The organism is Bacteroides faecis MAJ27 (assembly GCF_900106755.1).
Taxonomy (GTDB): domain Bacteria; phylum Bacteroidota; class Bacteroidia; order Bacteroidales; family Bacteroidaceae; genus Bacteroides; species Bacteroides faecis.
Window position 1 is genome coordinate 1 of sequence record NZ_FNNN01000020.1, and the last position, 15,797, is coordinate 15,797.

Consider the following 15,797-nt stretch of genomic DNA (forward strand, 5'->3'; position numbering starts at 1 on the left):
GTTTCAAGCAGGGGAAACTAAAGTTTCAAACCATCTGGAACTGGAGTTTCAAGAGGCAAGAAACTTCAGGAAACAACCGGAGACGGGAGCAGAGGACCGCATGAGTGGATAAGGAGGAACGCATGATTGGAGTGAAATGAACGCACGAGTGGAGTAAAAGTACCGCACGATTCAACCAACCCGACCATAACAATGTCCCGATTAACCTGTTCTCTTAGGAAGAACAGGAGTATGGACATAAGCGAAAAAAGCATTTATCACACAATAATAGAGGGAGTATCAGATCTTAATACCTGATATATCAATTATTAACAGATGGGACGTCAATTATTAATAGTTGACAGATAAGAGGTTAACATACTGAATACAAGATTACAACATCAAGAAAAATGTGTATTAAAGCATGAATATAGAGTGAGAGCAAATGCCTGCTACCACACTTGCTACCACAGCTGCTATCACAGCTGTAACAACGATGAATAAACCGATACAAGCAAAAAGTGAGAGCATGGGAGCAAAATCTATGTTTAATTCACTTGGAGAGAAATCCTAAGTTCAAGTCATAAATGAGACAGTTGATTGAGAATATCGTGTAGAAATATAATTTTAGAGAGAAGAAGATGAAAAAACTCATCTTTCGCTGAATTCAAGTTATAAATGAGACAGTCCAAAAGAATTAGGTATATATCTAATTCCAGATAACGGGTCTATGTAGCTATTTCGAATTATTACGGAATAAACAAAAGTGAGATTTCACAGAGTAAAAATCACAATTCTAAAAGAAACTCCTTCCCCCCTCTTTACAAACAAAAGAATGCGAGAGCCGGAAAGGAGTATCAATTTTACTTTATGATTGTTTCTACATGTCCATTCTTGAAAAAAAGATAAAAAGAACTAGAATACATCCACTGCACCTCTCCATTTGATTCTGAAACTGTCTGTGGTTTACCAAAAGCCAGCAAACATTCATCTTCTGTCATGCCCTTTACCGGTTTTCCGATGCTTATCTCATTCCAGTGGCTGATAGGAGAAAGTTGGTTAGTACTAACAAAGTCAAACATCTTATTCAGCATTTGCGATTCTATATGCACAAAATCATCCATTGTTTCCTTATGAGAAGTCCTCTTCTCCGGCTGTAGTTTTTCCATCGGAGTCAATTTCTTCATTACAACAACCAATGATTCTATCTGAATATTGGAAAGATAGTAAACCAATTTTCCGTCTTTTACCTGAAACTGAGCTGTACAATAATATGTATTCTTTTGTTTTGCATCCGCTTGAGAAGTAAGCACCAGGTTGCAACTAAAACTCTTGGCAGGAACGCTTACTTCCGTTATTCCCTCACGCTGTACGGAACAGACGTTTTTGATAGTCCATAACAGAGCATTGGCATAAATATTTTCATCACTCATCGGACTGAAAGGAATGAATCCATTGACTACATATTTACTACCATCTGCACTGACCGGATAAGTTTTCTTTTGTTCTGTAAAAGTTTGTGCAATCAAAGAGGGTAATATCCCACCCAATAAAAATACAATTGCCAAAAGTCTCAGTCTTGTTATCATATTCTGTTATTTTAAGAAAACAGCATTCACTTTCTTTTCTTTTTATAGAAAAGACGTGAATGCTGAAATTTATATGCTTAAAAAGGTTGTTTCAATTAAAAAGCGATACCCAGACGAATCATAAAGTTGCTAGTCTTAATGCCATCAGCATCGGTAAATACATCAATGAATCCACGCTGATAAGTAAGATCCAGATTGAAACGGTCGTACCATACGCCTACACCAATATTCATACCTGCATCGAAATGATTATAATCTACTTCAAGAGCATCAGCAAAATCTCCCCAGCTAATGCTTTCTCCATCTTCTTTCATTTTGCTGGTATAGTCATAACTTGCAAAAACTCCTAAGTGCGGATCAATACTAATATTATCTGCTACTCCGATTTTCCATCCGAAAGTAAACGGTGAATATTGAACATTGTGTGCGATACATTTCATGTCGTCAACTTTAAATCCACGAGAACCAAGAGCGAACTCCATTCCCCAATAAGCTCCTGCACCACCCAATGACTTCTGATAGCCTAATGTTGCATTATAGCCGATGTTTGAATCTGTTCCATCAATTCCGTCACCACTAAGGTTCATCATGTTCACGCCTGCACGCAAGAACCATTGTGTATTACTAGCTTGCTTTTGAGTCTTAACGATTGTGCTTCTGGATGATACAATCTGTGCCTGTGTTCCTACGCACAACAAAAGCGCAGCAACAATTGATAATACTTTTTTCATTATTGTCTATGTTTTTAGTTATTAATTCTTATTCTTTATAACGGGGGCTATTTTCGTTCTATCATCAGCACCCGAAAGTTTTTGAATGCGTATCCATTCGTAGTCTTCTGTCGTAGCAGTATGCCAGTTTGTGAACACTCCCGGATAACCTACGACCGTAACCGTATATCCTCCCGATTTTTCATCGTCTTCTATCTTAAAAGTAGCTCCCATGATCACATCACAGTCATTCTTGATAGTGGACAAATAAGTTCCCCATGCACGGATATTATCAAGTTCCCCTTTCATGGCAACTTCCACTTCTTCTTTGCTCAGTGTCCATTCATCCTTTATACGCCCTTTTTCTTCGAGTATTTTCACCTCAACAACTGTGGGTTTTACACAAACCTCAGTCACTGCATCTCCTGCACGTGCCTGTGCATCACGAAATTTGAAGACAGTCTTTTGTGCATATGTCCCGATTGCACAACCAAAAGCCAGCATGATAATTAGAAATAGCTTTTTCATTTTCTTTTGTGATTATATGTTAATACAGCGCAAAGATATGCTAAAGGAGTATACTTGTAGAGAAAAACATAGTTCCAAGAGCGATACAAAACTGTGTCCTATTTGGAGACACTCAAAGAAACCCGAACATCAATGCTATCAGAGAGGTCACGAAAAAAATCATGTTCGAGAATACAGGAGATACGCCAAAGGAGATGAATGTCAATATTTTCTTTCTGAAATATTTTATAGACATTTGGACGTGTACAACACAATTGTTCAGCGAACCAAGTGACCGTACGCCCTTGGTCGTGAAGTGTGCGTTCAATAAGTCGTCCTGCATGAATCATACTATTTTTATCTATACACATCTCAAGAACAAATAACTATCTGGTCTTATGCTCTTTGCACGAATGGCAAGAACACCGATGCAATCATACTTTCTCTATTTTTTCTATTTCTTCCCATTATTAACCAAATTCATATTAACTACTCAGGCTGTTTTTTGAATTTAGCAATAATTGTATAGTCAACTTCTTCGTCTTTCCATTGAAGTGTCATCTCATCACCTTTGAGAGATTTGACCTGCCATTCTTCAGTCCAACTATCACTCAATGCAACTTTGATTTTGTTACCAGATATAGTCCAGGCAAAAGAGTAATGTCCCATCAGTTCCAAAAGCTGGTCGCTACCACTGTCTATATCCCCCTCATACTTACCATCTGCCAAATGACTACTGAAGTTAATGTAATAGTCATCACCATTATAGTTACTCTCCCATGTTTCGCCATCCTCACTCCAACACTGATAATAACAAACCCAATATCCAGTGACGGATGCGGTGTTTACATCCGTATTATCATCCTTACTGCACGCTGCAAAAAGCAGACAACACATGACCAGCGCAAAACTGGACCTCATTATAAACTTTTTCATACACAATAATTTTAGTTAATATTCTTATCTATTAAGATATAGGTCACAAATATATATAAAATTATTATTGGCGTTTTTACGCAAAATATCTGTTTATGATTAAACGGCTAAAAGGGATGATCATTCTATTTAAAAAGATGTTTATTATGCATATTTTTTAAGCGCAAAACCGGAGAGCATTGATAAATATTTCCCTATTTATTGTTTTTCTCTTCAAGAATGTCAGAACATATTATTTTATGTAAGATTTGTACGATGAAAGTATTTGCTCTATCTCATTTAATTCTTCAGCAGTAAACTCCAGATGGTTTAAAGCTTGCAAATTATCAGCCAGCTGATTTACTGAACTAGCTCCTACAATCACCGATGTCATCCGTTCGTCTCTCAACACCCATGCCAATGCCATCTCTGCCAGTGTTTGCCCACGACGACGGGCGATTTCATTCAATTGCCGGGCGACCTCCACTTTTTCAGGTGTCACCTGCGAACGTTGGAGAAAAGTAGAAGAACGTGCCGCACGCGAACCTTCGGGGACACCATTCAAATACCTATCCGTGAGTAATCCTTGTGCCAAAGGAGAAAAGGCTATAAAGCCGGAACCATATTCGGCAGCCAGCGGAAGATTTTCAGCCTCAACTGCACGGTCGAACATACTATAACGATACTGGCTGATAAGACAGGGGACACCCGCTTTTGCCATCATTTCATAAGCAAACCGTGCTTGCCGAGGAGGATATTTAGAGATTCCGATATACAGTGCTTTTCCTTGTCTGACAATATCGATCAAGGTCTGAATCGTTTCTTCTACCGGAGTGACTCCGTCATAGCGATGGCTATAGAAAATATCAAAATACTCCAGCCCCGTACGACGGAGGCTCTGATCGATACTTGCCATCAGGTTCTTACGGGAACTGTTTCCGCCATAAGGCCCCGCCCACATATCATGCCCGGCCTTGGAGGAAATTATCATTTCATCCCGGTAACCGTGAAAATTCTCCTTCAGAATTCGCCCGAAGTTTGCTTCAGCACTCCCCGGAACAGGACCGTAGTTGTTTGCCAGATCAAAATGGGTGATCCCGTGATCAAAGGCATACTTAATCATATCCGCTGCCACGACAAAGTCATCAACACTACCGAAGTTGTGCCATAATCCTAAAGAAATAAGAGGCAGTTGCAATCCGCTTTTACCACAATACTTATATTTCATCTGATCATAACGACCAGTAGCCGGTTGATAATTGTCCATAAGAGTCAATGATTTTTCTTTCTACAAAGAAAAAGAAAATATTTCAATAACGATTATTCTATTCACTCTAAATTTCATTCTTCAAGATAACCGTAAAATATTGGAGAATGTATGTCTCACACAGAGATACATCCTCCAACAGTTCAAGAAACAAACCCTAAAGAAACTTACTCCAACAAATTCTCTTTGAATTCTATTTCTACAATGCGTAATTCGTGCCCGGTTTTATCGCCATCCTTTGCTTTAAACAAATCCAGTTCATTGGCAACAGGGGCAGCTACTTCTACTATTTGCCCGAAAGCATCTCCTTCCTTACTTGTACCCTTGAGCCGGATAGTGATTTCATTCGTCAACACAGGCTTCACATCTAAGTGGACATATCCCAGACTCTTGTCTGTATCTCCGCTCCAAATCAATTCTTTACCCGCATAAATTTCCAGCGGATAGCTGCGCATACGCCATCCGGTCAACTTCAGACAGACTTCATCCACACGTGCGGCACGTTCCAACTGATAGGTTATCCATGCAGTACCCGCTTTCCCGTCATTCCGCCATTCACTCAGTTCATTATCATCAAAGCTGTTAACCGCACACTCGCTATTGGCACCTGCTATGGCAGAGACAATGCCGACATCGACCTTTGACACCTTGTATGAAGGAGTTTGCGGAGTCTCCCCACGAGTCAGCCTGCCTTCCAGTTCATCACCGGGGATATAATCGCTCAAACCGTTCTTTACTTCAACAGGCATAGAAGCGAAGCTAATTTCTGCCGGTTTCAATCCGGTAGCCTTCGCCGTGATACGAACTGTTCCGGCAGTGGTGAGCGAACGGATCAACGCACGATTGATGCCACACTCTACCGGCAAATCTTTTGAAAGAATATAATTATTTTCTCCTTGTGCGATACCGCCTCGCCATTCGGCAGGCCCTTCCACCTCAAAGTGGATCAAGTCATTTGCCAGCGGACAACGGTTCCCTTCTTTATCCATCACTTCTACCTGAAGCAATACCATATCCGCACCATCCGCTTTCCATCCTTCAGGACTCTGAATCAGGCTCAACCGGATTTGTTCCGGCTTACCTGCCGTCTGCAATTGAGTGCGGCAGCATTCTTTTCCGTTTTCGTCATATCCCACAGCTTCCAACTTGCCCGGCACAAAAGCGATATCTCTGAAAGTATACAGGAAATGGTAGCCCCGTTCGCCATTCCCCAACGATTTCCCATTCAGGAGCAACTCTACCTTATCGGCACTCGATACGACATATACAGGTTTCACTACCGTATCATCATAGTTCCAATGGCCGACAATATAAATACGGGGACATTCCGTATCTACCCAGCCGTCCCACATCACCTGATGTGCAAAGAAAGGATCTTTAGGGATACGCATGGCATCAGTCACCCCGCTACGACGATAATTTTCGACTCCACGGTAATGCGTATTGGTATCGGAAAAGATAATCTTCACACCACCCGAACTGACACGATCTCCCGTTCCCGGACGTTCCCGCCAATAATCGAACCAGCGAATGATATTCTCGACAGTAAAGGAATCCTGATTACGGTTGTAGACACGCGCATCCACCTTCTTCTGTACCTTATTGGTGACAGTAGATTTATAAGAACTACTGCCCTCTCCATCCTTGTGATAAGGATAAGAATAATCATCCCAATATTTACGTAACCCCTCGTCACGGCAATACTCCATAGCCCACATCGGATGATGCGCACTTTTATTGATATAAAGCATTTCGCCGCCATATTCCGCTTCACGGATATCCAGCATTTCGCGGGAACCGATTGCACGCCCGCCATGAGGATCATACAGATCACGGATTCCTTTCATTTCTATCATGTGCTCACGACTGATAGACTCATTGCCACATTCATAAAACAGGATACTCGGATTATTGCGGTTATAAATGATAGCGTCACGCATCAATTCCGTACGCTGTTCCCACTGACGTCCTTCACAATCTTTCTCGGCATCACCGGCCTGCATAGCCTGAATCAATCCTACACGGTCACACGACTCGATATCCTGTTTCCACGGAGTGACATGCATCCAGCGCACAAGGTTCGCATTGCCCTCTACCATCAGATGATTGCTATAATCGCTCAACCAGGCAGGCACGCTCATCCCGACTCCCGGCCATTCATTGCTCGTCCGCTGTGCAAAGCCCTTCATCTGAATAACGCGATCATTCAGCCAGATCATTCCTTTACCGAAACGCGTTTTACGGAATCCGGTACGGGTAGCGACCTCGTCTACTTTCCTGCCATCTACCCACAGACTTGTCTTTACCGTATACAAATAGCCGTATCCCCAACTCCAGAAATGCAGGTTGTCTACCTCAGATGCCGCTTTCAGTGTGATTGTTTCACCCGGTTTCACCACCGCTTGTGTTTCTCCGAATGTCTTGACGGATGTCCCGTCACGGTCTATCAGTTCCACTTGATAAGATACTTGCTTATCACGATTATATTCGTTCTTGATTTCCGACTCCGCATGAATGACAGCTTTCTGTGATTTCACACGAATATCTTCAGCATAGACGTAGACTCCGGTCGTTTTGAGATTACTATATAAAGGTAAAGTCTGATACAGACGGTCGGTGACATGCAACCATACATTTTTCGGAATGCCTCCATAATTGGCATTAAAATTCTTATTGCTCCACTGATATTTCGTACCTGTTGCCCGTTCTTTATAATTCCAGTCATTGTCGATGCGAAGTGCTATTACATTTTCCTGTCCATACTTAATGTAAGGAGTCAGGTCGAAGCCGACAGCCATCACGCCATTTTCGTGCAGACCGATATGATGACCATTGATATAAAAATCCGCCCCTTGACGAACTCCTTCGAACTCTACAAAGACCTTCTTATTTTTACTATCGCCCGGCAGACGAAAATGCTTCCGATACCACATAATCGTATCGGTCAGTTCATCAATACTTAAGCGAAAAGCCTCATCTTCATTGAAAGCATGCGGCAAAGTCACTTTCTTCCAGTCCGAATCAGAAAAACGTATTTGCTTTGCTTCCGGAGTATCACCCACATAAAGCAACCAGTCTGAATTGAAATTATATTTATTACGGACATCGGACGATGTCACGAACTGGCTTATTCCAATAAAAGCCAAAAAGAAAAAGAGGATTCTATGTCTCATAGTATGTCTATTTATCTGTTCGTGGCAAAGCTAGCGCAAAATACCACACCTGTCCATAGACTAAAATACAGATTGCATAGAGATTTGTTCAGAAAGCATAGAAATGAAGAATGATGAATGAAGAATTGGCTGCGCTATCACGCTGCAAAGTAATTCTTCATTCATCATTCTTCATTCATTTAAAACTGGAAATAAATAAACGGCTGAATCTCCGAACTCTTCATCTGGATAACCAGATAGATCAAAGCTACCATCAGCAGGGCTTTCCCTAAAAACGGCAGACGAATGACTCCACGACAAGCAGCATTTTCCCAACTATCCGGGGTGAAATGGAGTAAAAAGCCGAGTAGCATCAAAGCAAACACACGCCAGTAACCCTCAATCAACTGTGGGAAAAGTTGCGGACGGAAGGTGGTGAATATCTGCCTCAGCATGTCCATCGAGTTCTGAAAATCGGCATTACGGAAGAAAATCCAGCAGAGACAGACAAAGTGGAAAGTGATAATGACTCCGAATACACGACGCCAGCCATGACTTTGCTCTCCTTTCTTACGACCGGTGATGGACATCCACATTTTATGCAACGCCAAAGCGATGCCGTGAAAGGTCCCCCAAAGCACAAAGTTCCAGGAAGCACCGTGCCACAGTCCACCCAAAAACATGGTAATAATCAGATTCAGATACTGGCGGAACTTGCCTTTCCGGTTTCCTCCCAAGGAGATGTACAGGTAATCGCGCAACCAGCTGGACAATGAAATATGCCACCGCCGCCAGAATTCGGTGATAGAAGCAGACTTATAAGGAGAATTAAAGTTGAGATTGAAATGAAAGCCCAGTAATAGAGCAATACCGATAGCCATATCACTATATCCGGAGAAGTCACAGTAAATCTGCAAAGCATAACCATATACTCCCATCAGATTCTCAACACCGGAATAAAGGGTGGGATTGTCAAAGATACGCTCTACAAAATTGACACTGATATAATCGGAAATAATAGCTTTCTTGAACAAGCCGGAAAGAATGAGGAAGATTCCTCGCCCGAACATTTCCTGAGAGACGAAAAGCGGTTTCCTGATTTGCGGGATAAAGTCACGGGCACGTACGATAGGCCCTGCCACCAACTGCGGGAAGAAAGATACATAAAACGCATAATCCAGTATGTTTGTCAAAGGCTTGATGTCTTTCCGGTAAACATCGATAGTATAGCTCAATGACTGGAAAGTGAAGAATGAGATACCCACAGGCAAGAATATATCGAGTGCGGTGAACTCTCCTCCCATCAGCGAGGCAATCACTCCTCCCAGGAAATTAGTGTATTTAAAATAAGCAAGAAGTCCCAGATTGACTCCCAGACTCAGCGTTACCAGCCCCTTACGCTTCCAACGCCCTTTGGTACGATCCATCCATTGCGCCAGCAGAAAGTCACAAACCGTGACCAAAGCCAACAGAAAAAAGTATGTACCACTACTCTTATAATAGAAATAATAAGAGAAAAGCGTTACAAACAGGATACGGGCTGTATACTTACGCTGCAACAGTGCATATACCACCATAAAGGCAGCAAACAGCCAGAGGAAGATACCACTACTGAATATCATCGGTGCCTGCGGATCGTAGGCAAGCACATCTTTTAAACGACTGAAGTCAATATCAATGGGAAACATAATCGTTATAAGCTTGGATAAAGGCCTGGTATAATAAATTTCCCTGCAGGATGTATCCTTCGGGTAAATAATGTACATGATCGGGACGCATCAGTTTCGCTTCCGTCCAGTTGGTGCAGGCACGTCGCTTGCCCCCTACTACATCGTACATATCCCAAACGAGCAGGCGGTGGTCTTTGGCGTAGCGACGAATCGTTTCTGCCGCTGTAACTGTGCGGGGATTGATGGCGTATGTCCGTTTCCGCCGTCTCTGCCGGAAACTTTCGTAAGAGCCCGGAGGAGTGGTCAGGAGAATGGGGATATTGGGAAGGCTGTCACGCAACAGTTTGATAAGCTCGTCCATCTGGTTATAATGCAGATTGACATTATACCGGCGATTGTGACTCTCGTTTGTTCCAAAAGAGAGAATCAGCAATTCGGGCTTCAAGGCTACAATATCCGCAATACGTCCCGGATGGGTAAACGTCAGACAAGTGGCTCCGTTCACTCCCATATCCGTATAAGAGACAGCCCCAAACGTTTCTTTCAGCAACGTTCCCGTAGTTTGCGGATAGATATGCCCCCGAATATGGCTGTCACCAATATGAAGAATACGCACCGTATCTTCGGAAAGGCCGGCACGCACCTGACGAAGCCGTTCAAATACGGGTGTCAACAAAGCAATGCTGTCGATAATCTCATTCCTGCCGGTTTCGCGGAAAGCGGAGGGAAAAGATGTCTGCACCGAGATCGTGTCATTTGCCCAGTTCATTTCCCGCAAAGGCTTTATGTGCTTCAAGGTCTTCCCCAATGGAGGACAAGCAGGGATACGGTCTTGCGCCATTCCCTCCGGAAGAAAAGAGAAAACTCCGGAGAAGACTAAGATAAAGACACGCAACAGGCTACTTTTGCTCATAAGCACGCCTCCTGTCATATTGTTCCTTACCGTATATCAATGTTTCATAAAGCAATCCGGCCAGATGCTTGCCTCCGCGGAAGTTGATATGCGTATAATCATAGTTCGCCATCGAAGGTTTGGCATGTACCAGATTCGCCATACTGCCCTCGCCGCCCATCGCTTCGAACATATTCCAAAAAGCAATGCCGCTCTCGGCAGCAATGTTCTGCTGATAGCGAATCAGGTTCTTGACTCCCGGCATAGTACGAAGTTCACCGTCTTCAGTCTTATAATCACGGTCACCGACACTTAACAGCAAAATACTCGCCTGTGGGAAACAGTTCTTCAGATGCTCGATAGAAGTAAGCAGCCCTTTCTGATAGTTATCATAATTGCGTCCACGCTCGGTAGCCACGTTCAATCCGTATTCAAGAATAATCAGGTCATAAGGACGTTGCTCGTTAAACTGACGGAGCATTTGTTGCGGAATACCACGCAATGACAAGCCGGAACTACCACGCAAAGAAAAGTTATCGAGAATGATTCCTTTCTTACCATCCATGGCCAATCCGTAGAAAAGGGTGGAGTCGGCACGATCTACCGTCCACCGTACAGAGCCGATACGCCCCTCTACAGAAATCTTTTGCAAATCACCGGAAGGTGCTAAAGAGTAGTTCTTATTCTCTCCCCGGTTCACACGTGCAGTAAGATGAACGGAATCTTTATTGCAGAAGAAAATCGAAGCTCGCTGGCAAGTGTCAAGAAGCGAAGCATATTTGCTTTGTCCTCTCAACTCGACGTATGCCCCTTCACGGGGAATAAAGTAATGTCCGGAAATACCTTGTTTCTTTTTATCGAAATAGACACTGTCCGTCACCGCATGGCTGGACCATCCCCCGAAGGTATGGCGCACAGTAGGACGATAGCCACTCGTCATCGAAGTAATCGTGACAAATCCCACACCACAACCGCCAAAACGCTTCTGAAGCATTTCGCGCAAATCAGCCGTAAATATATCCGCCTCTATGAAAGAATCACCGAAAACGGCTATACGCACCAGTCCGTCATCCTCCGGATTCGAAGAAGAAGTACGATCGAGTGCTTCATAAAAAGAAGCCATACCACAACGGGTGGAGTCACCGTAATCTTCAATACAAGTCATGCCTGCACGACATGTATCAACAAAAGCCGGCTTTACAACCGGAGGTAAAGGTATACTGTCAGAATCGGCTGCCGCCACTTCTTGCTTCGGATAGCGAAGATCACTTAAAATATCGACACGCCTCATCGTGTGTCCGTCGATTGTTATAGCCGGAAGCCAGTAAAGTCCGAGCAGCGCTGCAAACACTGTCAGTACAAACCATAACGAATATTTCAGGTAGTTTTTGATAATCTTCATCTTATAAATAGATATAGGCTCTCCTTTTCGTTCTTGTTTTTTACCCGGTGCCGAACCACCCCTTCATCGGTGCCGGAGGAGGTCTTCATCGGTGCCGGAGCACAAGTTCATCGGTGCCAAACGTTTTCGGGCTACAAAGATAGACAAAAGAGAGAATAAAGAAGGGAGAATCTACATTATTTATAGATTCTCCCTTCTGATTATTTATTCACAGTACGAGCGCTAGATCGTCCGTTCAATGTTCCATACAAATGCACGTAAGCCCAACTGTTCGGTCTGCAAGTCCATCTTGTGCAGTGTATCCAGCAACGGGTCAACTTTATTGTCATCAACTACCGTAAGGATAGCAGAGCACATGCTAGGCCAGGCATGGCTGCCGAAGTGCGGATCACCTGTCTTTGAACCACGTCCCTGCACCTTTTCCAAATATGTAAAGCCACGGCAGTTCAGACGGTCGAGCAATGCCATAATCCGTTCGTAATAAGCCTGGTCGAATGTTATCAATACTGATTTCATATTTCTTTTCTGTTATTTCTTAATAATTTCGTCTTTATGTTCCTGGAAGTAAACATCCAACTCGCGCTGACGATGAAGTTTACGACGTCGGTTCTTGATACCGGTTCCGGCAAATACACAGTACAAGGTAGGAATCAGAATCAAAGTAAGAATAGTCGATATTGTCAGACCACCGATAACGGCAATCGCCATCGGACTCCACATTTCAGAACCTTGTCCGCCACCGATAGCCATCGGGATCATACCCAAAACCGTAGTGGCTGTCGTCATCAATACCGGACGCAGACGGCTCTTGCCGGATGTCACCACAGAGTTGATGACTGCCATACCCCGCTCTCGACAGAGGGTGATATAGTCAATGAGCACAATACCATTCTTCACCACAATACCAATCAACATGATACCTCCCAGCAAACTCATTACACTCAACGTACTGCCTGTGAAGAACAATGCCATCAAGACTCCACTAAATGCAAACGGCAGAGAGAACATGATAATGAACGGATAAGTCAGTGACTCAAACTGTGCTGCCATTACGATGAACACAAGAATGACAATCAGGATACCCAGTGTTCCCAAATCACGGAACGAATCCTGCTGGTCCTCGAACGAACCGGAAATCTGAATGGTCACTTCACCCGGAAGTTCCATCTTATCGATAATCTTATTTCCGGCTGCTACTACGTCACCCAACGGAGCTCCCGAAATAACGGCGGACACAGTTACGATACGTTCACGGTCTTTACGTTCGATGGTAGGGGGCGCGAAACGTTCTACTACCTTTCCGACATCCTTCACGCGTACTGATTCTCCTTTTGCATTATAAATAAGGATATTCTCGAGGCTTTCCAGACTGGTACGATATTCGGGTGCATAGCGCACTTTGATATCATACTCATCTCCATCCTCACGATATTTGGAAGCAACGGCACCATTGATACGATTACGCAAGTAATTACCTGCAGTAGCCAGGTTCAGTCCGTGCATCGCCAGTTTCTCGCGGTCGAAATCAACCTGATACTCAGGCTGGTAGTCGCTACGGCTGATGTTAACCTCAGTTACACCTTTCACGTTCAGCAATTCACGTTTCAAACGGGCGGCCACGCTATCGGTCGTCGTCATATCATATCCGTATATCTCAAAATCGGCACTTGCCTGAGCAGACATACCGGTATTACTACCTCCCAGAATAACCTGTGCTTTACTGAACTCCGGATAAGCTTTCAAGTCCTGACGCATCTCATCGCAGACTGCTTCCAGCGAAATATCACGGTCGCCCGGGTCCACCAGACTGATGTTGAAGGAAATGATATGCGAACCGTTGTCCTGCATAGAAGCCCAAGTATTATCGGAATCTGCCTGACCTACAGTATAGTTACATACCTTCATGATGTCCTTATACTTCGTCAGCCACTGATTAGTCAGTTTCTCTGAAAGTTCCTGCGCTATTTCCTTTCGTGTACCGATCGGCAACTCAAGCTGAACAGCGATACGGGCATTATCCTGTGCAGGGAAGAACTCCGTACCAATGCCTTTTGCACAAAGCAAACTGACAACAAAGAAAGCGATACAGCTCACAATCACAATCGGACGATGACGAACTGCCCAGTTCAGCATCTTCGCATACCCGGTATCGAGTCCGTCTAACGCCTTCTCAATCGGAGTAAAGAAGAGCTTGAACATTTTCGACGGTCTCTTTTGCAGGCGGAGTAATTGCGAACAGAGCATCGGGGTCAGTGACAATGCCGCCACAGTAGACACAAACATGATGGCACACATCATCCAGCCCAACTGCTTGAAAAGTACACCGGACATACCGCTTACCATTGTCAACGGAAAGAACACGGCAATCATGGTCAGTGTAGAAGCGATTACGGAAATCGCCACCTCATTCGTTCCATGCACTGCAGCCTGTTTCGGGTCCGAGCCACGCTCAATATGCGTCGTCACATTCTCAAGTACCACAATCGCATCATCCACCACCATACCGATGGCAATAGACAGAGACGAAAGCGAAATAATATTAATCGTATTTCCGGTAATTGCCAGATATATGAAAGAGGCAATCAATGAAAGCGGAATCGTGATACAGATAATCAACGTCGCGCGCCAGCGTCCTAAGAAAAGGAACACGACAATCACAACGAACAACAGAGCGTACATTACAGTTTCTGCCAAACTGTCAATCGTGTTCAGGATGTTATCGGAAGTATCTACAATCACTCCCAGCTTCACGTCACTCGGCAGATTCTTCTGCAAGCGCGGAAGGGCTTCTTCTACTTTACGGGAGATTTCTACAGAATTGGCTCCCGACTGCTTCTGAACTACAATCATTGCCCCCTGCACACCATTATTGTAAGTCTCCTGCGCACGTTCTTCTACTGTGTCAACAATTCGTGCCACATCACGCAGAAATACATTGGCTCCATTGTGCGTACCGACTACGATATCCGCCAACTGCCGGGAATCGTCAAATTCTCCTTCCACACGGAGTGCATACGTCTCACTACCGATATCGAAGTTACCACCCGGAATATTCTTGTTTTCGGCTCCGATAATAGAGCTGATTGTCTCAATGCTCAGATTATACGCTTCCAGCTTATTGGGGTCGCAGTATACCTGAATCTCACGCTGCGGTGCACCACTGATGGACACCGTACCCACACCGGGGATACGTGCCAGAGGGTTAACCACACGGTCATCCAATATTTTGTAAAGCGCAGCCTGGCTCTCATTAGCCTGTACCGAAAGCAATACAATAGGAATCATGTCCGTACTGAACTTGAAGATGATCGGATTCTCGACATCATCCGGAAGCTGAGAACTTACCATGTCAAGTTTGTCACGCACATCATTCGTCAGCACGTCAATATCATTACCAAACTCAAATTCCAGCGTAATCAATGACATGTTCTCGGAAGAACGAGAGGTAATATGTTTCAGGTTACTCACCGCATTCAAGGTATTCTCCAGCGGTCGGGTAACGTTATTTTCTATATCCGAAGCACTTGCGCCAGGATATGCGGTCATTACCATGATCGTATTTGTATCAATATCCGGATACAAGTCGATAGGTAACTTAGACAAAGAGAAAAGACCAAAAATCACCACTGCCAGAAAGCAGAGGGAGGTCATAATCGGTTTCTTAACCGCACCTTCGTATAAACTCATTTCTTTATCGTGATTAGTTTAATAGTG

13 protein-coding genes are annotated in these 15,797 nt (G+C 43.9%); 1 reads left to right on the forward strand and 12 read right to left on the reverse strand.

The window, feature by feature from the left end; all coding sequences use genetic code 11:
- The first annotated feature begins 424 nt into the window (after positions 1–424).
- On the forward strand, positions 425–553 hold the full coding sequence (locus tag BLW31_RS24885; protein ID WP_255323165.1) for a hypothetical protein: 129 nt from the start codon (positions 425–427) through the stop codon (positions 551–553).
- A gap of 289 nt (positions 554–842) precedes the next feature.
- On the opposite strand, the gene BLW31_RS16450 is transcribed toward BLW31_RS24885, so the two are convergent.
- The 12 genes from BLW31_RS16450 to BLW31_RS16505 all read right to left on the reverse strand — a co-directional run bounded on the left by BLW31_RS16450 (position 843) and on the right by BLW31_RS16505 (position 15,770).
- On the reverse strand, positions 843–1,568 hold the full coding sequence (locus BLW31_RS16450) for a hypothetical protein (protein ID WP_010535536.1): 726 nt from the start codon (positions 1,566–1,568) through the stop codon (positions 843–845).
- Positions 1,569–1,663: 95 nt separating this feature from the next.
- Positions 1,664–2,299 carry an outer membrane beta-barrel protein gene (locus BLW31_RS16455; RefSeq protein ID WP_010535537.1) on the reverse strand — a complete coding sequence of 212 codons (636 nt, stop codon included), beginning with the start codon at positions 2,297–2,299 and terminating at the stop codon, positions 1,664–1,666.
- Between the two features lie 21 nt (positions 2,300–2,320).
- On the reverse strand, positions 2,321–2,806 hold the full coding sequence (locus BLW31_RS24505) for a hypothetical protein (RefSeq protein WP_029425050.1): 486 nt from the start codon (positions 2,804–2,806) through the stop codon (positions 2,321–2,323).
- 98 nt (positions 2,807–2,904) lie between these two features.
- The gene (locus BLW31_RS24890; protein WP_074759626.1) at positions 2,905–3,135 is read right to left on the reverse strand and encodes a hypothetical protein; all 231 of its coding nucleotides are present in this window, start codon (positions 3,133–3,135) and stop codon (positions 2,905–2,907) included.
- Between the two features lie 139 nt (positions 3,136–3,274).
- Positions 3,275–3,721: a lipocalin-like domain-containing protein gene (locus tag BLW31_RS16470; RefSeq protein ID WP_010535540.1), complete on the reverse strand. Its 447-nt coding sequence runs from the start codon at positions 3,719–3,721 to the stop codon at positions 3,275–3,277.
- A gap of 232 nt (positions 3,722–3,953) precedes the next feature.
- Positions 3,954–4,967 carry an aldo/keto reductase gene (locus tag BLW31_RS16475; protein WP_010535541.1) on the reverse strand — a complete coding sequence of 338 codons (1,014 nt, stop codon included), beginning with the start codon at positions 4,965–4,967 and terminating at the stop codon, positions 3,954–3,956.
- 167 nt (positions 4,968–5,134) lie between these two features.
- Entirely contained in the window at positions 5,135–8,140 is a 3,006-nt protein-coding gene (locus BLW31_RS16480; protein WP_010535542.1) for a glycoside hydrolase family 2 protein, read from the reverse strand.
- A 179-nt stretch (positions 8,141–8,319) separates the two neighbouring features.
- On the reverse strand, positions 8,320–9,807 hold the full coding sequence (locus BLW31_RS16485) for an MBOAT family O-acyltransferase (protein WP_010535543.1): 1,488 nt from the start codon (positions 9,805–9,807) through the stop codon (positions 8,320–8,322).
- Entirely contained in the window at positions 9,794–10,702 is a 909-nt protein-coding gene (locus BLW31_RS16490; RefSeq protein ID WP_029425053.1) for an SGNH/GDSL hydrolase family protein, read from the reverse strand. The genes BLW31_RS16485 and BLW31_RS16490 overlap by 14 nt, the downstream gene beginning before the upstream one ends.
- The gene (locus BLW31_RS16495; protein ID WP_010535545.1) at positions 10,689–12,083 is read right to left on the reverse strand and encodes an SGNH/GDSL hydrolase family protein; all 1,395 of its coding nucleotides are present in this window, start codon (positions 12,081–12,083) and stop codon (positions 10,689–10,691) included. Before BLW31_RS16495 ends, BLW31_RS16490 begins: the two co-directional genes overlap by 14 nt.
- Before the next feature lie 222 nt (positions 12,084–12,305).
- Entirely contained in the window at positions 12,306–12,599 is a 294-nt protein-coding gene (locus BLW31_RS16500; protein ID WP_008762066.1) for a PG0541 family transporter-associated protein, read from the reverse strand.
- 12 nt (positions 12,600–12,611) lie between these two features.
- A complete protein-coding gene (locus BLW31_RS16505) occupies positions 12,612–15,770 on the reverse strand; it encodes an efflux RND transporter permease subunit (RefSeq protein WP_010535546.1) in 3,159 nt (1,052 codons plus the stop codon).
- Positions 15,771–15,797: the final 27 nt, after the last annotated feature.